Raw genomic sequence first — 19,286 nt, forward strand, 5'->3', positions numbered from 1 at the left:
GACTTGACGCGGGAAGTTACCTTCCTTCTGTTCTTACCTGCCATGTGAAGGGCGTTTAGCGAATGAACTATCGCTGTAGCTTTTCTTTTCGTACACTTTTGGCTGATCGAACTGCACGAGACCTTGCGGATTGTATGGCATTCGGCGCGACGACTGCGAGGCGTGAACTGTCACTCCTTGACTGAAGACGCACACGTCTTCGTAGTCTTTTAGAGGCATGTTGCGCGCCTGCGCGAAGCCGCTTGGGCGAGATTTCTTCCAGATCCAGCAGTATTTGAAGAACTCCAATTGGGACGCTATCAACGCCGTGGTAAATGGTTGCGCTGCCGTCAGTACAACCGGGGCGTTGGGCTTTATGACGCGCCAGTATTCTCGCCACAGTTGGTCAAAAGGGATGATGGCGTCCCACGCGCACGCTGTCGTCCCGTAAGGTAAATCGCACAGGATGAGGTCGACGCTCCGTGCGGGGAGGGTACGTAAAATATTGATACAGTCGCCTAGCCGGACGTCAATCATCTGCGAGGCTCCTGTATTCGACAGGCAGGCCAGCAGCTTCCGCGACAGCAATGCCATACTCCATACCGCGACTGACGCCTCTGTCGGTATAGACGACGCTTGCTTCTGCGACGTGCCGCCAGGCAAGACCAGCATCGATGCCCTGTTGGCGCTCTTGAGTTACGCTGTCGTCCAAAATTCCTGGTTGCGTGTACAGTAGGTGAGAAGCAATGGGTGCTTCGCCGCGCATTAAACTGTCGCGAACGCAGCGTCGGGCGTAGGCGACGTTAGCTTCAACATCGCCAGCGTAGGGACTTTCTAAAATCACAAGTCTCATGCGAAAATGTCTCCTTTGTCGGTCGTCTTTTCAGCCGCGGCCGACGTGCCGAGCGCCGCTCGCATCGCGGACACGGGATCGGCGGCGATATGGACCGACCACGACTGGCGATCTCGCGTCGTGCTGGCCTGCCATCGGCCGTCCTGTGTCGAAAAGAGCGTGAAGCCTTGGAGGCCGCTGCGGGCGGCCTCCAGTATCGCGTCGTCGAGCGGGGTCATTGATGCACGCTCAGTTTGCCGTGGACGTCGAACGACTGATGCCAGCCGGGCGTGTCCACGTCTTCGCAACGGACGTTCGGCATGCTGGTGCCGTTCCGGTATAACCGGATGAAACCCGAGCCGTAGCCCGCATAGAGCGCGCCGCCGCGCTGATAGACCTTGGCCTGGCGGTAGACGCCCTTGCTGACCAGAATGGCCGCCGCTTCGTCGATCAGGTGGAACCGCTCCATGGTTTCACCCGAAGATCCCGCCCATCCCGAGCGCGTCGAGATAGGTGTCGAGGATCGCCATCTGCTCTTTACGGGCATCCCGGTCCTGCTTGCGGATCTGGATGACCTTGCGGAGGATGGCCGTATCGAAGCCGGTTCCCTTGGCCTCGCCGTAGACATCCTTGATGTCGTCGGCGATGGTCTTCTTTTCTTCCTCCAAGCGCTCGATGCGCTCGATGAAGGCGCGCAGCTGGTCTGCGGCGACTTTGTGCGTCGTGTCGTTCGGGCGCTCTTTGCCGTCGGATGTATTAGCCATTTACATGTCTCCAATATTTGCCGGTGTTGATGTTCGATATCGTTGCCGGGCACACTGAAAATACCCGAGCGATATCCTTTTGCGTGGCACCGCGGCGAAGCATTCGCTTAATAGCCGCGACATGCGTTTCGGTCAGTTCAGTAGCGCCGTTCTTTGATCCCCGAGCCGTTCTGCCGTGAAACTCTCTGTCGGCGTGGTTTTGCTTTTGCGTCGTCCAATAGAGATTGTCCGGTACATTAAGCGTTCGGCTTCCGTCTTTGTGCGCAACAATAGCGCCGAGAAACGGAGCTTTTCCGAAGAAAGCCAATGCTACCAACTGGTGAACTTTCTTGCTCACCTTCATTCCAGGCATCGGGCGAAGACAAAGGCCGAGATAACCGTCTTTCAAGTTCTTCTGCTTCAGAATGTGGTAGGTTTCGCCGTTGCGAACACGCCCGAGTGAACTGGCTTGGTATCGCTCAAAACCCGGTATTGTCTTCCAAACTTCCATAGCAAATCTCCCCTCTGACATGGCCGGAATGTCCGGCCATGTCAGTCGTCAAATCAGACAGTTTCCTAGCCAAAAAGGCCGGCCGCGCCGTCGCCGCTCTTCGTGCTGGCGGGCGCATCGCCCTCGTCTTCGATCTTCTCGAAGAACTTGTCCGGGTCCGGACCGCCGGCACCGCCGAGCACCTCCTCGCCTTCAGCCTTCTTCGTGATCTGCACCATGGAGATGCCGAACGAGATACCCTTGCCGTTTTCCTTGTTCTCCCAGGTGAAGGCGTTGATCACGGCGAAGCCCTTCGAGCCGGACGGGACGTCGGACTTATCCATGACGGGGTTGCGCTTGCGATCGAACACCTTCGGCTTGTAGTCCTCGCCGGAGATGCAGCGGATGAAGGTGTGGCCGGCAAACCCGGCGTGGCGCTCGCCGGTCTTCTTGGAAACGGCCTGCTTGCCGTCGCCGTCGAGGAAGGGGTTTTTGATGACCTCGTCCTTGATCCACTGGATGGCCTTGTCGCCCCATTCGGCGACCGCCGCGTCCAGCGCGAGCTTCTGGAGGGCGGAGATGTCGGTGCCCTTCTTGAACAGCAGGGAGCAGCCGAACTGCTTCTTGCCGTTGTCGCGCTCCTGCGGTTCGAACAGGTTGTGCGCGAAGGCGATCGTGCATTCCGGGGTCTTCAGGTCTTCACTGCGTGCCATGATGTTTTCCTTTCGATGGCGTTAATCGAGAATGTCGAAGTGCTTGTTCACGGCCGGCGTTGCTGCCGGACGCGACGTCTTGTTTGCGGCGACGAGGTTCGTGCCGGTGACGGACCGCTCGATCAGGTCGGCGATGTCGGCCTTGTGCTTCGCGCCGAGTGCCTTTTCGACCTGCGCGGGCGAAGCGGGTTTTGCCGGCGCGTAGGCGAGATCGCGGTCTTTTCCGGCGTTTTCCAGCACGTCGATGACGTTCTGGATATCGACGTCGGCCTTCCATTTGCGGTGGCCGATCTTCTCGACAAGCTGGTAGCCGGGGATCTCGACGCCGATCTCGGCCTGCGCATGCGCATAGGCCCGAACGGCGTTGATCCACTCCCCGATCATGTCCAGCATGTCGAGCCGCTTCGCCAACTCCGCCGGATCCATGCTGTCCGGCGCGTTGGAGATGCGAGGCTGGTCGAGGTCGTCAAACCAGACACCGGCCGCGTCGAGCGCCTTCTGCTCCAGTGCCGGGCAGAACCCGGCGGCACGGCAGAATTTGCAGTGTGGACCAGCTGACAGGTACTCCGCGTTCCACCGAGCCCGCGAAAGGCCGAAGCCTGGGTGGTCGACGTTCTCGAAGTCGGACATTGCATCCGCGGTACGGAGCATGGCCGCCAGCAGGTCCGTCGTCCACTCCATGAGATCGACCACATGGAAGCTCTCGGAGCGGATACGGCCGTCCTTGTGCGGGGCGCGCGGCTGAACGATCGTGACCTTGATCGTCTTCACCTTGAGCCCCTTGTTCGCCAGCATCGCGCCGAGGGCGTAGGTGCGAAGCTGCGGGTTGCCGATCGCCTCGACGACATGCCCGCGCCCGCCCTTGAGGTCGACGACCTCCAGTTCTTCGGTCAGGGGCTTGTAGATCACGGCGTCGGCTGTGCCGCCCGCCTCGAAAGGCGGGTTCAGGGAAGCCAGGCTGAACTTCTGCTCGATATGCAGCAGATCAGCCGGGTTCGTCTTCGGCGGGGCGGCAGCAACAACGACTTCACGGACGTAGCTGACGTACTGCTGCGCAGTGTCGGCCATCTCCTCGTCGACCTCGAAGGAGTGCTTCTTCCCCTTCTCCGTCTCGCCGATGAAGCTGTCTGCCTGCACGCCCTGGCGCAGGCACTTCTCGGCAATCTGGTGCGCGGCGGTGCCCCAATCGGCGGCCTCGTTCGTCGTCTCGGGCAGGCCGTCGGTCAGGGCCAGCGCGCCGGGGCAGTTCCAGTTCCGCTCCGTTGCGCTGGCCGACCATTGGGCGTGATCGCGGGCTGAGTGCTCAACCATCTACAGCCATCGCATTCTGGAACTCCCGCGACACCCACGCGAGGAAGTCCGGCATGTCTTCCTTGAACACGAGAATTTTATCCTCGGTCGTCAGATTGCCCTCGACGTCGATGCGGAAGTTTTCCTCGTCGGTCAGGAACTCTTCGGTTTTGCGGGTCGTGTGCGCCATCACGCCCCCTTGCGCTGGTAGCGCGTGCCGGAGTTCGCGGCGTCGGTCCACGCCTTGACCATGGCGGCGATCTTGTCCTGATCGGACGGCAGGATCGAGAACTTCCAGAACGGTTCGCCGGCCGGCGGCGGGCCGAGCACGTCGACGAAGAGACCGGGACCGTCTTCGGAGGCGATCTGGCGGCCCTTCTCGAAGTCGCCCTTGCCGAATTTCTCGACATAGAGACCGACGGCGTTCTTCACGTCGTCGAGCGTGAGCGGCTTCGCGGCGTCGCGGTTTGCGGCGTCCTCGGCCGCTTCGTCGGCGGCGTCCTGCGCGGCCTCTTCCGGATTGACGCGCTCGCCGCCGGACTGGATGCCGAATGCGCTGGAGCCCGCCGCGTCGGCCTTGTCTGCGGCTTCGTCCTCGGCGATCTCCTCCTTGGTGCGGCGGGCACGGCCCGGCGCAGGCTTGCCGCGCTCACGCTTGGCCTCGACCGCCTGCGGCGTCGTCTTTTCGACCTGAACGTCGCCGGTCGAAAGGTTCACGTTCGCCTCGACGAAATCGCCGCGTTTGATTTCGGCGGGAGGCGTCTCGCTCGAAACGAGACCGCGCGACAGGTCGCGAAGCTCCTCAAGCGTCTGACTGGCATTCTCGCCGAAGATTTCGATTTTCACGGTCATGCTATTACCTCTCGGATGGCAGTCCACAGTCTCATGAGGATCTGCTGAAGTGCTTCGTCGATACTTCCTTCCAACACAGCGACGCGGACGAAGGCTTGGCGCGCCTGCATGTGGTTCGTGATCCGAAGCGACATTTGCTTCATCGACTTCGGTGAAAAGGCCGTCTCGACGAACCAGAGGTTCGCGGACGTGCTGAGATCGATGGCCTCGCCGGCCGCTTCGATCTGCGCCAGGAAGACGCGCGGCCCGTCGGGCGCGCTGAACCGGGCGACATGTTCTTCGCGTTTGCTGGCTGACGTCGAGCCGTCAACGCCGACAACGCCATACGTCGAAAGGCCGTCTTTCAGGATCTGCCCGACGTCCCGGTGCCAGTAGGCCAGCACGATCTTGTCGAGCCCGCAGTCAAACTCGTCTTTGACGGCCTGAACGACGGCCCTTGCCTTGATCTCGCCCGTCAGGCGGCGCAGCGGGCCGAGGTGCATTTCGAGCGCACGGGTGTCGCCGGCCTCTGCGGCGGCGAGCACCGCGGCAGCTTCAAGGTTGCCCTCGACTTCCCGGCGCATCGACGGGGAGACCGCCAGCGGCAAGGTCTCGTAGATTGGCGCGCGGATGCCGACGTCCTGCTGCGTGCGGCGGAGCATGAAATCGCCGATCCGGTGGCGGAGCTCGGCGAGGTTCTGCCCGCCCATGACGACCATGATCTTGCGCCACTGGCTGATCTTCTTCGGACGCCGGATCGTGTAGCGCTTCATGAAGTCTTCGTAGGCCGTGACGTCGGGCATGCCGTCGTGCGCCCGCAAGCAGCCCGGCTTCAGCGCCCGCAGGCGCGGATACCAGTCGCCGGGATTATGGGGCTGCGGCGTGCCGGAAAGGCACCACACACGGCCGTTCGCGGCGTGCGACAGGGCGGTGCTCGTGTTGAGCATCAACCCGCCTTCGTGCGGCTCGCCGTAGAGGGCGCGCGTCCTGGCGGCCTCGAATGTCTTCGCGAAATGATCTTCGTCGGAGATGATCCGGTCCCATTTGCGGGATAGCAGCATGGACCGGATTTTCGGGTTCGTGATGCTGCCCCACCCGACGATCGCCACGTCGGCCTTCAGCTTGTCGCTGTCCTTGGCGATAACCTGCACGGAGCGGCCGAAGGGCGACCAATCACCGAAGGCACGCCGCCACACGGGCCGGCCCGATGCGGTGGTGATGACGAGGATCGAGCCTTCGAGATTGAAGTCGGCCGCCATGATGGCGCTGCCCGTTTTTCCAACTCTTGGCTCTGACGCGAGCAAAGCACGCTCTTTTCCAGAGAGGAACGTCGCGCCTTCTATCTGATGAGGGAACGGAGAATAGCGCATCAACGCTGCTCTCGCATGACAGCCGCGAGGAGCGGATAAGGCGCGTAGAATTCACGCCTGTTGCGTATCTGAGCGACACTGCGCTTCGGCAGCCACACTTCTCGCCCGCGCCAATTCGCCTTAACGCCTTTCTCGGTCACAGCGACGAAGCTGTCGAGTTTTGCGTATCCTTTCGGGATTTCATCTACGATCTTCATGCCATCGACGTGCATCTGCACCATGGCGCGGTCGTAGAGTTCTTGCCGGTCGTCTGGCATGGGTCGATCCTGTTAGCGATGAAAGCGATGTCAGTTTGGTAGTGATGTCCGGCGTGTCGTTCGTTATTCCATACACGCCGGACGAAAAGTCAAGGGCCGTCAGGCCGATTTCACGCCGTTCACTTCCGCGCCGGTCAGTGTGTAGCCGACGATGTCGACGAAGCTGTCGTAGTGATCGGGTGTCTCGCACAGGCGAGCCTCTTTCATGAGGCGCATCATGGGCGATACGTCTGCCGCGGTGATGCCGTTCTTGGCTTCCGGGTCGCCGAGAACGTCCGGCGGCAGGATGCCGACATTCACCAGATAGGCGTTCCAGAACCGGGCGATCCGCTCGAAATTGTTTTCGGGCGTGCCGTAGGCTCCGCGCCGAGCGCCGTTCACGATCTTGCCGGCCTCGCCAAGGATTGTCGCCTTGATGTCGGGCACGGCCGCCGATCGCAGTTCCGGCGCGGGGGTGGGCGTAGGGCGTTTTGTCATTTGCTTTCTCTCCTCGCGGACATCCATGCGTTGATTTCGATGAGCGACCACCGAGACGCCCCGCCGAGCTTGATAGGCTTCGGCAGCGCGTCGGCTCGGATCATCTGATAAAGTTTGCTGCGCTGGAGGCCGACCAGTCGGCACACCTCACTGATGTCGATGAAGCGATCTTGTTCTTGCGTCACCCGAAAATTCCTTCTGTCGGTTTGTCGAAATAAGGCCGAACGCTGATCCACATGCCCGGCTTGTCGCCGTACCGCTTTTCGATCACGGTCTTGACGATCTGGCTGTCATCCACCCACACGATCAGATTGCAGGCGTCGATGGTCTTCATGAAGTTGTCGAGGTCCGGTTTCTTCGTCGGCAATTCCGTGCCGGCGAGGGCGGCGGCCTGGCGCTTCTTCGGCCACGAGGTGGCGATCGGCACGACGACCTTCATGCTCATTTCCAACGGCCCTTCCAGCGGGGGCCGATCTCCCATGGCTTCCTTGGCCGCATATTTCAGCGCGGCCTCGTAGTCGCGGGTCTTTTCCGGCGTGTAGACCACACCCGACTTCGTCAGGCGCGGGCGCTCCTTTCCGCGTGGAGCGCCCAACAAAACGATCTCGATCATGCGATCGGGGCCAGACAGATCGGGGCGGCTTTGACCAGCGCGGAGTTGTTCGCGATGACGGCCTTCAGGCGCGGCCAGTCGCTATAGTCCGCAAGGACTTCGGCCTCGTCATAAATCTCCTCGCGCTCGCAATCTGTGAGTACCTGTCGGCGTGCTGCGAACGACAGCCTCCAATACATGTGAAGGCTATTGGTCATATGTCGTGAATGTTTGTCAGGAAAAGATGTCAATTTCGCGCCCCTCCACTTGCATGTATGTCGAAATCCGAACGGGATCACCGGTTTCCATCTCGCGGAACATCAGAAGGACGGGAAGCCATTCCGACGGAATAGCGGCGCGATTGAACCATTTCCGAACGGTGTCGTACTCGGGAACGCGCACATTCCGCTGTTTTGCGGCCGCCAGAACCGCGGTCGGCGTCCGAAAGTGATCAACGAGAAAAGTGCCTGCGTCGAATGTTGCGGTGATCATGGTTGCCTGCTGGTGTAGGTCAGTTTTGATTAAAATGTCGGATATTTTGTCCGGTGTCAACCTACAAAATATGGACATTTTGTCCTTGACACCCGTTAGCTAGCGACATACAACATGCCTATCCCTAGTTCTAATGAAGGCCCGCTTATGCCCAGAGATGTCCGAACGCACCTCCCAGATGACGCCGCGACGCCTTCACGTCTGACGCCCAAACATCTCACGAAACAGCAGTTTGGCCGACGCTTGCAGAGGCTGATGCTCGATCGCGGATGGAACCAGAGTGAGCTTGGCCGACGTGCCGGCCTGCCCCGCGATAGCATTTCGATGTATATACGGGGACAGTCCATGCCCACGCCGAAAAGTCTTCAGGCTTTGGCCGACGCCGTCGGCGTCTCCCCGCAAGAGTTGCTGCCGAACCACACCGAGAGCGCGATCGATGCTGATCATCCCGAGCTTGATATTCGCGTCAGTCCGGGGTCGCCCGATACTGCCTGGTTGCGTGTCAACCGGTTAGTGACGTTGCGCACGGCGCTCGAAGTGGCGCAGTTGCTGGAAGCAGATCGACCGTTGAAAAAGGACGTGCCGTGAAGCTCCTGACCGAAGAAGAGGCGGCCGTGATCCTGCGTTGCAGTCGCTCAAAGATCAAACGGCTGAGGATGGGCGGTGAACTGCCCTATGTGCGCGGCCGGCCAGTTTTGATTGAAATGTCGGATTTGGAGGCATACGTATGGCAGAACCGAAAATCAAAAAACACGCAAACGGCCGCTACTACGTCCACTTCAGCGAGGGTCGACGTAGCCGGCGCGAAAGCTTGGCTACTCGCGAAGAAGAGGAAGCGCGCTATCGCCTTGGCATGTGGCTCAAAGAAAGGTATGGGCCGGAGCGGAAAGAAGACGGATCGGTCACCGAACTGACGATCGACGAATACTGGACGATCTACGACAAGAAGCACGTCCAGAAGAACGCCGCCGCGCCCGAGACGATCGGCTATTGCTGGAAGAACCTGAAGCAGCATTTCGGCTCTCTGACGCCATCCGAAATCGATCAGACAACCGTCGAGGACTACGAAGAGAAGCGCGTCGAAGGCGACATCGGACGGCCGTCCTCGGCGTCCACGGTGCGCAAGGAGCTCGTCGCGCTGCGCGCCTGCCTCAACTGGCACGCCAGCGCCGAGCGTGGCCGCTCCCGGCTGCTGGACGTGAAAGACCTGCCGGTCTTCGCCTTGCCCGAGGAGAGCGGCCCGCGCGAGCGCTGGCTGACGACGGAAGAGATCAAGAAGCTGTTCGACGCCGCGCGCCAGATCCGGCCGGGCGAAAAGCGCATGCACCGCGGCGAGCGGTTCCTGTGGATCGCCCTCGAAACCGGCGCGCGCAAGCAGGCGATCATCGACCTGACATGGGACCGCGTCGACTTCGAAACCCGCGTCATCCATTTCACGGATCCGAGCCGCAAGCAGACGAAGAAGAGACGGCCGTCTGTTCCGATCTCGGACGCGCTGCTGCCGCAGTTGAAGCGAATGCACGAGGAACGGATCAACGACCGCGTACTCGATCACGACAGTCAGGTATGGAAGGCCATCCAGGCGATCGTCGTGAAGGCCGGGCTGGCACCGCGCCAGCCGCGGGCGACCGGCGAGACGATCAAAGGGACCGGCATCTCGCCGCACACCTTCCGGCACACCGCAGCGACCCACATGGCGCGCCGAGGCGTGCCGCTCTATCATATCGCCGGCATCCTCGGAAACACGCTGGCGATGGTCGAGAAGGTCTACGCGAAACACTGCCCTGGTCGCCTGCGGGCCGCCGTGAACTCGATCTCAACCAGCTACGATGAGGTGCCAAAATGAAGAAAGTCGATGCGGATGAAGCTGACTATCGTCGGTGGATACGACGTGAAAACGCCGTGCCGGATCTGCGGATATTGCCTCCCGACGCGTTGTTGACACGAAACCAACTCGTCGCGCTTTCTGGCTTTTCGCTGATGGCATTCAGGAAGTGGGCTAAGCTGGGGCGTGGCCCCAAAATTACAACGGTAGAGGGGCGGCCACGCTATCGTGTCGAAGATGTTCGCGTGTGGATCCAAGCCAATCGACCCGAGCCGAGGAATTGACCGTGGATCTCTCGCCGGTCATGAGCATAAAAGAAACAGCCGAGTATCTGCGCTCTTCGCGCGGCCACGTCTACAACCTCATTCGTCGTGGCAAACTTACGGCTATCAAGGTCGGCGGGCGCACGCTGATCCGAAAAACAGAGATCGCGGCGCTGCTCGCCGCGGCACCAACGCTGACCCTCAAGAGCACGAAAACGTTTCACGCAAAATAGTCTGCGGTGAAAATTGTGTATGTTTTAAAGGGCGACAATACGGACGGAACCAGACATGGCTATGAGCATCAAAGAAACGTTCGACGCAAAGATACTGGATATTGTGTCAATCACACCCTCGTCAATTCTAGGCGAGGAGCAGTACGAAACGTATTTGCGATTTTTCCTCGCTGACGTCGCCAAAGAAAAGCACGCGGAAAAGCTGAAGTGGTATTTGATGCGCGCAGGCATGGTTGCGTTAATAAATGCCGCACGCGGAAGAGAACGGAGCCTTCTGAAGATCGAGGCCAGCGCTAAGTACAAAGCCGAAAAAGCTCGCAAAATTAAAAAATACGACGCTGAGCAGAAACGCGAGAAAAACAGGTATGCGAGAGAGTGGATGAGGGCGGACAAAGAGCGAAAGGAGTATTGCAATAAGTACTCGATACCACTCAGCGAATACGACGAACACGTTAAAACGGCATACTGCAAACAGCATTCCATACCGCGCAGCGAATATGAAATTCACGTTCAGCGCGCGCAGTGGCGGGAACAGGCCGAAAAGTTTGAGAAACAGCAAGCGGATATTAACGCTGCCATCGACAACGAGGCGAATAAGCGAGCGGCTGGTATTCTTTCTCGCTGGCTGTGCGACGGTCGTCCGCTTGGCGAATGCAGCGGTCTTGACCTAGATCGTTTCAGTGACAGGGAAAGGCGAACCGCAGCCGGCCACACGGCAAACGCACTCTTCTACGAGCGGCTCCGCGCGTTCACGCCCGACCAAGGCACTATCGCAGAAAACGTCCCGCCGCAGACGCTCCTCTCAGTCTTTGACGAAACCTTTGCCCGTGACAAGGAGGTTCTGGTTGCGCACTGATATAGAGAAAGTAGTGTCGCATCTAAAAGCTATGGGCGGCCACACTTCCGCGACATCCCTCTGCGATCGAGCAGTTCGTAACGGCATGTCGCGTCGAGATAGTCAATTGGCGATCCAGAGAGCAATTTCCATGGGCCGCATCGTAATCGAAAGGGACTGGTCCTTGCGCGCTCATTGAGCACAAGTGCCCAAATTGGGCATCGAAATCGACCTACAAGTGACCTACATCGACCGACAGAAGGCGAGTTGAGATCCTGAGAAACCAAGAAAAATATTGCCGGACAATAACCTACAGAAAACCGACAATAGTCTTGGTAAGGGAGAGGCCGAGAGTTCAAATCTCTCTAGCAGCACCATTCTTCCTCGTTTTCTTTCCATTTTCCGCACCCGTCGCCGCCTTCCTGCGCGTCTGGCCGGGCGGTTCGCCGACGACGCGTTTGAAGGCGCGGGCGAAGGCGGCCTGGGAGCCGAAGCCGAGGCGGCGGGCGGCGGTGTCGATCGACAGCTTGTCGCGGCGGAACCATTGTTCGGCAAGGCGCATGCGCAGGGCAAGCACGTAGCGCTGCGGCGTCACGCCCGTCACCTCGACGAAGCGTTTTGCGAAGACCGAGCGGGAGCTGCCCATTTCCTCAGCCATGTCGGCGAGCGTCCAGTTGCGGCCGGGCTCGCGGTGGAGGGCGGCGATGACGCGGCCGAGGCGCGGGTCGCGCAGCGCCTCGATCCAGCCGGTCGCATCGCCGCAGCCGCATTCCACCCAGCCGCGCACGATGGAGGCGGCGACCACGTCGGCAAGGCGTGCGAGGATGCCGGCCGAGCCGACGCGCTCCTCTCCCATCTCCCGCTCCATCGCGTCGAGCAGCGGCATCAGCTCGGGCTGGCGTCCGATCAGCGCGCCGACCGACATGATCTGCGGCATGAGGCCGACGAGCGGATGCAGCGTGTCGAGCTCGAACTCCATGCGACCGGTGAAGATCAGCGTGTCGTTTTCCGGGTCCGCCGTCTTGATGCAGGCCTCCACCGCCGCCACATCGGCGCAGAGCGGCTTTCGCGTATAGCTCTCGTAGTCGCGGATCTGGACATGCGGTCCGGTGACGATCTCGTGCACCTCGCCGCGCGGCAGCAGCACGGCATCGCCGCAGCAAAGTTCGCGCCCGGCCTCGCCCGGCGCGCGCAGCAGGACCTTGCCGCGGGCGACGAAATGGAAGCGGGCTTCCGGCCCCGCCGGAAAGCGGATGCCGAAGGGCGGGCTGAGCTGGAGCCGGCCGTAGCTCGCGCCGCGCAGGCGCATGCCCATCAGCAGTTCGCTGACGGGGTCGTGCAGGTTTTTTGCGGAGTCGGACGATCGATCAAACATTGCGGATAAAATGACATTGTGCGTCTTGCATTTCAACCCACCTCTTGGAGCACGCACTGCAACAGGAAAGGGATGGCAGATGACGGATGCAACAATCGCGGCGCCGCAGAGCGAAGCGGATGCGCGGCCGGCCTGGGGGGCCGTGATATCGATGACGTTCGGTGTGTTCGGGCTGGTGGGCGCGGAATTCCTCCCCGCAAGCCTGCTGACGCCGATGGCGGCGGACCTTCGGATCTCCGAGGGCATGGCCGGCCAGGCGGTGACGGCGACGGCGGCGGTCGCGCTGGCGACGAGCCTGCTGGTCACGGTGGTGACCCGCAGGATCGACCGGCGGCTCGTGCTGCTCGGCCTTTCGGTCCTTCTGATCTTCTCGAACCTCCTGGTGGCGATGGCGTCGAACCTCGCCATGCTTCTGGCTGGGCGCGTGCTGCTCGGCATGGCGCTCGGCGGCTTCTGGACGCTCTCGGCAGCGACCATGATGCGGCTGGTGCCGGAGGCCTATGTGCCGAAGGCCCTGTCGGTCATGTTCCTCGGCGTGTCGGCGGCCACGGTCTTCGCCGCGCCCGTCGGTAGCTATGTCGGCGATATCGTCGGCTGGCGGAACGTCTTTCTGGGCGCCGCCGTGCTCGGTGCGCTGGCGCTCGTCGTGCAGCTTGCGACGCTGCCCTCGCTTCCGCCGCGCGGCCATTCGCGCTTCGGCACGCTCTTCGAGGTGCTGACGCGGCCCGGCGTGGGTTTCGCGATGTTCGCGATCCTGCTCGTCTTCACCGGCCATTTCGCCTTCTTCACCTATATACGGCCGTTCCTTGAAACGGTGACGGGTCTCGGTGTCGAGGGCTTCTCGGCCGTCTTGCTGGGCTTCGGTATCGCCACCTTCTTCGGCAATTATCTCGGCGCCGTGCTGCTGGAGCGCTCCATGCGCTTCACGCTGACGATCATGCCGGTGGTGATGGGCGCGCTCGCCCTCTCGCTCTCCCTCTTCGGCGGCAGCCTTGCCGGCGATGCGGCCATGGTCGCGCTCTGGGGCCTCGCCTTCGGCGCGGTGCCGGTCGCCTGGTCGACCTGGATCACCCGCGCCGTGCCGGACGAGGCAGAAAGCGCCGGCGGCCTCTTCGTCGCCGCCATCAACTTCGCCATCGCCACCGGTGCCGCCGCCGGCGGGGCCCTGTTCGATGCGAGCGGCGTGACGAGCGTCTTCGTCGCCAGCGGCGCCGTGCTGCTGCTGGCCGCGCTCACCATCGTCTCGGCGGTGCGCACCCGGCCGGCCTGATCGCATAGGATGGCGGCGTTACCGTCCGCCATCCCGCTATTTCGTTTGCGTGCGCCTGTCTTCACCCTGTTCCCCGTCATGCTTTTCGGTCTAGAACTCCAGTCGAGGATTCTTGGAGGAGCGGCGCGTGACGATGACGGCAGGCGATTTTTCGCAGGGAACTTTTGTCGGGCGCGTCTGGCGGCCGGATGTGCAGGGGCCGGCAGTGGTGATGCTGCGCGACGGCAAGCTATGCGACATCACGTCCCGGGCCATCCCGACGATGCGGGACCTTCTGGAAACGGACGATCCGGCGGCTGTCGCCCGCGCGGCGCCCTGCGATCCGCTCGGCACGCTCGATACGGTGCTGGAGGCCTCCGTCGAGGGCGCCGGCAATTTTTCCCGCCTGCACCTGCTCGCGCCGTGCGACCTCCAGGCCGTCAAGGCCTGCGGCGTCACCTTCGCCCGCTCGATGATCGAGCGCGTGATCGAGGAGAAGGCGGCGGGCAATCCGGCGCTGGCGGACAAGGTGCGCGGCCGCGTCACCGCCATCATCGGCGACAGCCTGCGCGACCTGAAGGCGGGCTCGGAAGCCGCGGCCAAGGTCAAGGCGGCGCTGATCGAGGAAGGCGTCTGGTCGCAATATCTGGAAGTCGGCATCGGGCCGGATGCCGAGGTCTTCACCAAGGCGCCGGTGCTGGCCGCCGTCGGCTGGGGCGCCTCGGTGGGGCTGCACCCGATCTCCAGGTGGAACAATCCGGAGCCGGAAATCGTGCTGGCGGTCGACAGCCAGGGCCGCGTCAAGGGCGCGACGCTTGGCAACGACGTGAACCTGCGCGATGTCGAGGGCCGCTCGGCGCTGCTGCTCGGCAAGGCCAAGGACAACAATGCCTCGGCGGCCATCGGTCCCTTCATCCGCCTCTTCGACGAGACCTATGCGATCGACGACGTGCGCAAGGCCGATCTCGACCTCCTGATCGAGGGCGAGGACGGTTTCGTCCTGAAGGGCCGCAGCACGATGCGCGAGATCAGCCGCGATCCGCTCGACCTCGTCGCCCAGACGATCGGCAAGCACCATCAATATCCTGACGGCTTCCTGCTGTTCATGGGCACGCTCTTCGCGCCCGTCGAGGACCGCGACACCCCCGGCCAGGGCTTTACCCACAAGGCCGGCGACCGGGTGACGATCTCCAATGCCGAGCTGGGCGCCCTCACAAACACCGTGCGCCTTTCCACCGAATGCCCGCCCTGGACCTTCGGCATCACCGCGCTGATGCGCAACCTCTCCTCCCGCGGGCTCCTCTAGATGGGTGAAGGCGGCATGGATGAGACGAGCCGCAAGATCCTGCGGCTGCTGCAGAGCGAACCGGAGCTGACGGTCGCCGAGATCGGCGAGCGCGTCGGCCTCAGCCACACGCCCTGCTGGCGGCGCATCAAGGAGATGGAGCGGCAGGGCATCATCCGCGGCCGCATCGTCGCCGTCGATCCGAAGCGCGTCGGCTTCGAGGTGTCGGTCTTCTGCTTCGTGCGGCTGAAGCAGCACGACGAGGCGACGCTGCTGGAATTCGAGAAGGCGGTGAAGCACATGCCGGAGGTCGTGCAGTGCTATTCCATGACCGGCGACCATGACTATGTGCTGCGCGTCCTGACAAGCAGCGTGCGCCAGTACGAAGAGATTCTGAAGAAGGCGCTGCTGCGCCTGCCGGGCGTCGGCTTCGTCAATTCCAGCTTCGCGCTCGACGAGCTGAAGAACACGCACCGCGTTCCGATCTGACGCGAAATGAGGATGGCTTTGCGCCCAGCGGCCGCTTTTGCGGATGCCATCCCGAAACTGTGATTCGCCGTCGCGAAAATAGGGACCCGCTCCTCCCATTCCATGGGTAAGCTCCTACATATGGAGGATGGCTTTCACGGAGGAGGGCCATCGAGGAGGAGGTCATGCTCAAGCAGAGCTTTTCTCTCGAGGACAAGTATATGGCCGAGGAGGGGAGGATCTTCCTTTCCGGCACCCAGGCACTCGTGCGCCTGCCCATCGTCCAGATGCGGCGCGACCGGGCCGCGGGGCTGAACACCGCCGCTTTCATCTCGGGTTATCGCGGATCGCCGCTCGGCGGCTACGACCAGCAGCTTGCAAAGGCGAAGAAGCATCTGGCGGCGCACGACATCGTGTTCCGGCCGGGCGTCAACGAGGACCTGGCGGCCACCGCCGTCTGGGGCACGCAGCAGCTCCACCTCTCGCCGGGCGCGCGTTATGACGGCGTTGCCGGCTACTGGTACGGCAAGGGGCCGGGCGTCGACCGTTGCGGCGACGTGCTGAAGCATGCCAACGCCGCCGGCACCGCGAAACATGGCGGTGTGCTCTGTTTCGCCGGCGACGACCATTCGGCAAAGTCGTCCTCCATTCCGCACCAGTCCGACCATGCCTTCATGTCGGCGCTGATCCCGGTGCTTTATCCCTCCTCGATCCACGAATTCGTCGAATACGGCCTGCTCGGCACGGCCATGTCGCGTTATTCCGGCTGCTGGGTCGGCATGAAGTTCATCGCCGACACGGTCGAGACGACGGCCTCCGTCGATCTTGCGGGCGAGCGCCGGCAGTTCGTCATTCCGCAGGATTTCGAGCTGCCGCGGGACGGCCTCAGCCTGCGCTGGCCCGACCCGCCGTTGCCGCAGGACGAACGCCTCCAGACCTACAAGGGCTATGCGGCCATCGCCTTTGCCCGCGCCAACCGGGTGGACGAGGTGACGTACGACGTGCCGCGCGCCCGCTTCGGCATCATCGCCTCGGGCAAGGCCTATGAGGATGTGCTGCAGGCGCTGAAGGAGCTTTCCCTCGGCCCGGCCGAGATGGCCGAGATCGGCATGCGCATCTACAAGGTCCGCATGCCCTGGCCGCTGGAGCCGGATGGGGTTCGCGACTTCTCGCAGGGGCTGGAGGAGGTGCTGGTCGTCGAGGAACGCCGCGAGATCATCGAGAACCAGATCAAGCAGCAGCTCTTCAACTGGCATCACGGCGAGCGGCCGCGCATCGTCGGCAAGTTTGACCATCAGGACAAGCCGTTCCTGCCGCTGTCGGAGGCTTTGTCCGTCGGCATGGTGGCGCGGGCGATCGCCGCCCGTCTCCTGCAGTTCGATTTCGATGCCGGCCTGAAGACGGTCATTTCCGACGAGCTCGCCTATCTGCTGCAACGCGAGAAGATCCGCAAGGCGCACACGGCGCCGGTCGAGCGCGTGCCCTATTTCTGCTCCGGCTGCCCGCACAACACCTCGACGAAGGTGCCCGAGGGAAGCCGCGCCACGGCCGGCATCGGCTGCCACTACATGGTGCAGTGGATGGACCGTGACACCAAGACCTTCACCCATATGGGCGCCGAGGGCGTGCCGTGGTCGGGCATCGCGCCCTTCAGCGACGAGAAGCACATCTTCGTCAATCTCGGCGACGGCACCTATTATCATTCCGGCATCCTGGCGATCCGCCAGTCCGTCGCCGCCGGCGTCAACATCACTTACAAGCTGCTCTACAACGACGCGGTCGCCATGACCGGCGGCCAGCCTGTCGATGGCCCGCTCAGTCCCGAGGTGATGACGCGGCAGCTGCATGACGAGGGCGTGGCGCCGATCTACCTCGTTTCCGACCACCCGGACGCCTATCCGCCGGCGATGCTCGCGCCCGGCGTCATCGTGCGCCATCGCGACGAGATGGACCGGGTGATGCGCGATATCCGCGAGGCACCCGGCTGTTCCGCCATCGTCTACGTGCAGACCTGCGCGGCGGAAAAGCGCCGCCGCCGCTCGCGCGGCCTGATGGCGGACCCGCCGGTCCGCCTGGTGATCAATCCGGCGGTCTGCGAAGGCTGCGGCGACTGTTCCACCCAGTCGAACTGCGTCTCCGTCGAACCGCTCGACACGGAATTCGGCCGTAAGCGCAAGATCAACCAGTCGACCTGCAACAAGGACTATTCCTGCCTCAAGGGCTTCTGCCCGTCCTTCGTGACGGTCGAGGGCGGCCGGCTGCGCAAGGCAGCGCGCTCCAACCCGGACATGACCGGCATTGCCGAGCCCGACATCGTGCGGATCGGCGACCGCGCCTATAACATCGCGATTGCCGGCATCGGCGGCACCGGCATCCTGACGATCAGCGCCATCCTCGGCATGGCCGCCCATCTCGACGGCAAGGCGCCGATGATCCTCGACATGGCGGGCCTTGCCCAGAAGGGCGGCGCCGTCATGAGCCACCTGCGCATCGGTCTTTGCGATGAGGATGTCTCCTCGCCGCGCATCGTCACGGGCGGTGCGGATCTCCTCCTGGCCGCCGATGACGTGGTGGCCGCCTCGAAGGATGCCGTCACGCTCTGCGACCACCACCGCACGACGGGCGTCGTCAACACGAAGCTGACGCCGGTCGCCGATTTCGTGCGCAAGCGGGACTTCGATTTCCGCCGCCGCGATGTCGAGGGCACGGTGCGCGCGGCGCTGCGCGACCCCTCCCATCTTCTCGATTTCACGACGATCGCCGAGAAGGTGGCCGGCAATGCCATGGCGACGAACATCCTGATGACGGGTTTTGCCTGGCAGAAGGGGCTGATCCCGCTGACGCGCCAGTCGATCGAACAGGCGATCGTGCTGAACGGCGTCGCCGTCGACGCCACGCTCTCCGCCTTCGGCTGGGGCCGCCTGATCGCCGCCGACCCGGCCCGCGCCGAATGCCTGCTCACCCCCGGAAAGCCCGCCGCGACGCTGGAGACCATGGCGCCGGACGCGCTGGTCGCCCATCGCATGAAACACCTGACGGCCTATCAGAACGCCGCCCTGGCCGATCGCTACAAGGCGCTGGTCGAGCGCGTGCGCCAGGCGGAACGGGCGCTCGGGCCGGACGACCGGCTGATCCGCGCCGTCGCGCATGTCTATGCCCAGCTCCTTGCCTACAAGGACGAATACGAGGTGGCGCGGCTCTTCACCGATCCGGCCTTCAAGCAGGGGCTGGCCGAGCAGTTCGAGGGCAAGTACAGCATCGCCTTCAACCTCGCACCGCCCTTCCTGAAGGGCGAGGATGCGAACGGCCGTCCGCGAAAACGCCGCTTCGGCCGCTGGATGCTGCCGGCCTTCGGCCTGCTCGCCCGCCTGAAGGGCCTGCGCGGCACCGCCTTCGACCCGTTCGGCCGCACGGGGGAGCGCCGCATGGAGCGCCAGCTCATCGCCGACTACGTGGCACTCACCGAGCATGTGCTCGAAAACCTCTGTCGCGAGAACCTCGACGCCGCCGTTGCGCTGCTGTCGCTTTACGGCGAAATTCGTGGTTACGGCCCGGTGAAGGAGGCGGCGGTGAAGCGGGTGCGGGCGCGCGAGGCGCAAATGCGCCTGGCCTTCGACACGGCAGGACAACACAAGGCGGCCGCCTGAGGTCGCGATGGTGCCGGTCATCCGGCTCCGCAATTTGAGG

The 19,286-nt window shown here is 62.8% G+C and carries 26 protein-coding genes and 1 pseudogene; 10 read left to right on the forward strand and 17 right to left on the reverse strand.

Annotation, left to right across the window (positions count from 1 at the left end):
* Nucleotides 1-33 precede the first annotated feature (33 nt).
* The 16 genes from AABQ55_RS05525 to AABQ55_RS05600 form a co-directional block, all read right to left on the reverse strand.
* On the reverse strand, nucleotides 34-516 hold the full coding sequence (locus tag AABQ55_RS05525) for a hypothetical protein (RefSeq protein ID WP_338341880.1): 483 nt from the start codon (nucleotides 514-516) through the stop codon (nucleotides 34-36).
* The gene (locus AABQ55_RS05530) at nucleotides 509-832 is read right to left on the reverse strand and encodes a DUF7768 domain-containing protein (protein ID WP_338341881.1); all 324 of its coding nucleotides are present in this window, start codon (nucleotides 830-832) and stop codon (nucleotides 509-511) included. Before AABQ55_RS05530 ends, AABQ55_RS05525 begins: the two co-directional genes overlap by 8 nt.
* On the reverse strand, nucleotides 829-1,050 hold the full coding sequence (locus tag AABQ55_RS05535) for a hypothetical protein (protein ID WP_338341882.1): 222 nt from the start codon (nucleotides 1,048-1,050) through the stop codon (nucleotides 829-831). The genes AABQ55_RS05530 and AABQ55_RS05535 overlap by 4 nt, the downstream gene beginning before the upstream one ends.
* A complete protein-coding gene (locus tag AABQ55_RS05540) occupies nucleotides 1,047-1,280 on the reverse strand; it encodes a hypothetical protein (protein WP_338341883.1) in 234 nt (77 codons plus the stop codon). Before AABQ55_RS05540 ends, AABQ55_RS05535 begins: the two co-directional genes overlap by 4 nt.
* A gap of 4 nt (nucleotides 1,281-1,284) precedes the next feature.
* Nucleotides 1,285-1,575 carry a DUF2312 domain-containing protein gene (locus AABQ55_RS05545; RefSeq protein WP_338341884.1) on the reverse strand — a complete coding sequence of 97 codons (291 nt, stop codon included), beginning with the start codon at nucleotides 1,573-1,575 and terminating at the stop codon, nucleotides 1,285-1,287.
* Nucleotides 1,568-2,065 (reverse strand): NUMOD4 domain-containing protein, encoded by a 498-nt coding sequence (locus tag AABQ55_RS05550; RefSeq protein WP_338341885.1) that lies wholly within the window; start codon nucleotides 2,063-2,065, stop codon nucleotides 1,568-1,570. The genes AABQ55_RS05545 and AABQ55_RS05550 overlap by 8 nt, the downstream gene beginning before the upstream one ends.
* A 65-nt stretch (nucleotides 2,066-2,130) precedes the next feature.
* Nucleotides 2,131-2,757, reverse strand: coding sequence for an ssDNA-binding protein (locus AABQ55_RS05555; protein WP_338341886.1), 627 nt, complete (start codon nucleotides 2,755-2,757; stop codon nucleotides 2,131-2,133).
* 21 nt (nucleotides 2,758-2,778) lie between these two features.
* Nucleotides 2,779-4,068 (reverse strand): DUF2800 domain-containing protein, encoded by a 1,290-nt coding sequence (locus tag AABQ55_RS05560; RefSeq protein WP_338341887.1) that lies wholly within the window; start codon nucleotides 4,066-4,068, stop codon nucleotides 2,779-2,781.
* Nucleotides 4,061-4,237: a hypothetical protein gene (locus AABQ55_RS05565; RefSeq protein ID WP_338341888.1), complete on the reverse strand. Its 177-nt coding sequence runs from the start codon at nucleotides 4,235-4,237 to the stop codon at nucleotides 4,061-4,063. Before AABQ55_RS05565 ends, AABQ55_RS05560 begins: the two co-directional genes overlap by 8 nt.
* Entirely contained in the window at nucleotides 4,237-4,899 is a 663-nt protein-coding gene (locus AABQ55_RS05570; protein ID WP_338341889.1) for a hypothetical protein, read from the reverse strand. Before AABQ55_RS05570 ends, AABQ55_RS05565 begins: the two co-directional genes overlap by 1 nt.
* Nucleotides 4,896-6,248 (reverse strand): SNF2-related protein, encoded by a 1,353-nt coding sequence (locus AABQ55_RS05575; protein ID WP_338341890.1) that lies wholly within the window; start codon nucleotides 6,246-6,248, stop codon nucleotides 4,896-4,898. The genes AABQ55_RS05570 and AABQ55_RS05575 overlap by 4 nt, the downstream gene beginning before the upstream one ends.
* A complete protein-coding gene (locus AABQ55_RS05580; protein WP_338341891.1) occupies nucleotides 6,248-6,505 on the reverse strand; it encodes a hypothetical protein in 258 nt (85 codons plus the stop codon). Before AABQ55_RS05580 ends, AABQ55_RS05575 begins: the two co-directional genes overlap by 1 nt.
* 99 nt (nucleotides 6,506-6,604) lie before the next feature.
* Nucleotides 6,605-6,982 carry a DUF6378 domain-containing protein gene (locus AABQ55_RS05585; RefSeq protein WP_338341892.1) on the reverse strand — a complete coding sequence of 126 codons (378 nt, stop codon included), beginning with the start codon at nucleotides 6,980-6,982 and terminating at the stop codon, nucleotides 6,605-6,607.
* Complete coding sequence (locus AABQ55_RS05590) at nucleotides 6,979-7,167, reverse strand: helix-turn-helix transcriptional regulator (protein WP_338341893.1); 189 nt, start codon at nucleotides 7,165-7,167, stop codon at nucleotides 6,979-6,981. Before AABQ55_RS05590 ends, AABQ55_RS05585 begins: the two co-directional genes overlap by 4 nt.
* Nucleotides 7,164-7,595 carry a RusA family crossover junction endodeoxyribonuclease gene (locus AABQ55_RS05595; RefSeq protein ID WP_338341894.1) on the reverse strand — a complete coding sequence of 144 codons (432 nt, stop codon included), beginning with the start codon at nucleotides 7,593-7,595 and terminating at the stop codon, nucleotides 7,164-7,166. The genes AABQ55_RS05590 and AABQ55_RS05595 overlap by 4 nt, the downstream gene beginning before the upstream one ends.
* A 213-nt stretch (nucleotides 7,596-7,808) precedes the next feature.
* The gene (locus tag AABQ55_RS05600) at nucleotides 7,809-8,066 is read right to left on the reverse strand and encodes a hypothetical protein (protein WP_338341895.1); all 258 of its coding nucleotides are present in this window, start codon (nucleotides 8,064-8,066) and stop codon (nucleotides 7,809-7,811) included.
* Between the two features lie 147 nt (nucleotides 8,067-8,213).
* Between AABQ55_RS05600 and AABQ55_RS05605 the strand changes: the two genes are divergently transcribed.
* The 6 genes and pseudogenes from AABQ55_RS05605 (at nucleotide 8,214) to AABQ55_RS05630 (ending at nucleotide 11,243) form a co-directional block, all read left to right on the forward strand.
* Nucleotides 8,214-8,654, forward strand: a complete 441-nt coding sequence (locus tag AABQ55_RS05605) for a helix-turn-helix domain-containing protein (protein WP_338341896.1) — start codon at nucleotides 8,214-8,216, stop codon at nucleotides 8,652-8,654.
* A gap of 26 nt (nucleotides 8,655-8,680) precedes the next feature.
* Nucleotides 8,681-8,746: pseudogene (locus AABQ55_RS05610) on the forward strand (helix-turn-helix domain-containing protein); the annotation flags it as partial.
* 47 nt (nucleotides 8,747-8,793) lie between these two features.
* Nucleotides 8,794-9,912 (forward strand): tyrosine-type recombinase/integrase, encoded by a 1,119-nt coding sequence (locus AABQ55_RS05615; RefSeq protein WP_338341897.1) that lies wholly within the window; start codon nucleotides 8,794-8,796, stop codon nucleotides 9,910-9,912.
* The gene (locus AABQ55_RS05620; RefSeq protein ID WP_338341898.1) at nucleotides 9,909-10,175 is read left to right on the forward strand and encodes a helix-turn-helix transcriptional regulator; all 267 of its coding nucleotides are present in this window, start codon (nucleotides 9,909-9,911) and stop codon (nucleotides 10,173-10,175) included. The genes AABQ55_RS05615 and AABQ55_RS05620 overlap by 4 nt, the downstream gene beginning before the upstream one ends.
* A gap of 2 nt (nucleotides 10,176-10,177) precedes the next feature.
* A complete protein-coding gene (locus tag AABQ55_RS05625; protein ID WP_338341899.1) occupies nucleotides 10,178-10,387 on the forward strand; it encodes a helix-turn-helix domain-containing protein in 210 nt (69 codons plus the stop codon).
* Nucleotides 10,388-10,442: 55 nt separating this feature from the next.
* Nucleotides 10,443-11,243 carry a hypothetical protein gene (locus AABQ55_RS05630; RefSeq protein WP_338341900.1) on the forward strand — a complete coding sequence of 267 codons (801 nt, stop codon included), beginning with the start codon at nucleotides 10,443-10,445 and terminating at the stop codon, nucleotides 11,241-11,243.
* Nucleotides 11,244-11,577: 334 nt separating this feature from the next.
* Here AABQ55_RS05630 and AABQ55_RS05635 read toward each other — a convergent pair whose 3' ends face one another.
* Entirely contained in the window at nucleotides 11,578-12,597 is a 1,020-nt protein-coding gene (locus AABQ55_RS05635) for an AraC family transcriptional regulator (RefSeq protein WP_263193561.1), read from the reverse strand.
* A gap of 79 nt (nucleotides 12,598-12,676) precedes the next feature.
* Here AABQ55_RS05635 and AABQ55_RS05640 point away from each other — a divergent pair, with 79 nt between their 5' ends.
* The 4 genes from AABQ55_RS05640 to AABQ55_RS05655 all read left to right on the forward strand — a co-directional run bounded on the left by AABQ55_RS05640 (nucleotide 12,677) and on the right by AABQ55_RS05655 (nucleotide 19,246).
* Nucleotides 12,677-13,867, forward strand: a complete 1,191-nt coding sequence (locus AABQ55_RS05640; RefSeq protein ID WP_272804343.1) for an MFS transporter — start codon at nucleotides 12,677-12,679, stop codon at nucleotides 13,865-13,867.
* Between the two features lie 133 nt (nucleotides 13,868-14,000).
* Entirely contained in the window at nucleotides 14,001-15,152 is a 1,152-nt protein-coding gene (locus AABQ55_RS05645; protein WP_272807393.1) for a fumarylacetoacetate hydrolase family protein, read from the forward strand.
* A gap of 15 nt (nucleotides 15,153-15,167) precedes the next feature.
* On the forward strand, nucleotides 15,168-15,620 hold the full coding sequence (locus AABQ55_RS05650; protein WP_024270192.1) for an Lrp/AsnC family transcriptional regulator: 453 nt from the start codon (nucleotides 15,168-15,170) through the stop codon (nucleotides 15,618-15,620).
* Nucleotides 15,621-15,784: 164 nt separating this feature from the next.
* Nucleotides 15,785-19,246: an indolepyruvate ferredoxin oxidoreductase family protein gene (locus AABQ55_RS05655; protein WP_272804344.1), complete on the forward strand. Its 3,462-nt coding sequence runs from the start codon at nucleotides 15,785-15,787 to the stop codon at nucleotides 19,244-19,246.
* Nucleotides 19,247-19,286: the final 40 nt, after the last annotated feature.

Origin of the sequence: Shinella sp. WSD5-1, assembly GCF_963942435.1 — a bacterium.
GTDB classification, from domain to species: domain Bacteria; phylum Pseudomonadota; class Alphaproteobacteria; order Rhizobiales; family Rhizobiaceae; genus Shinella; species Shinella yambaruensis.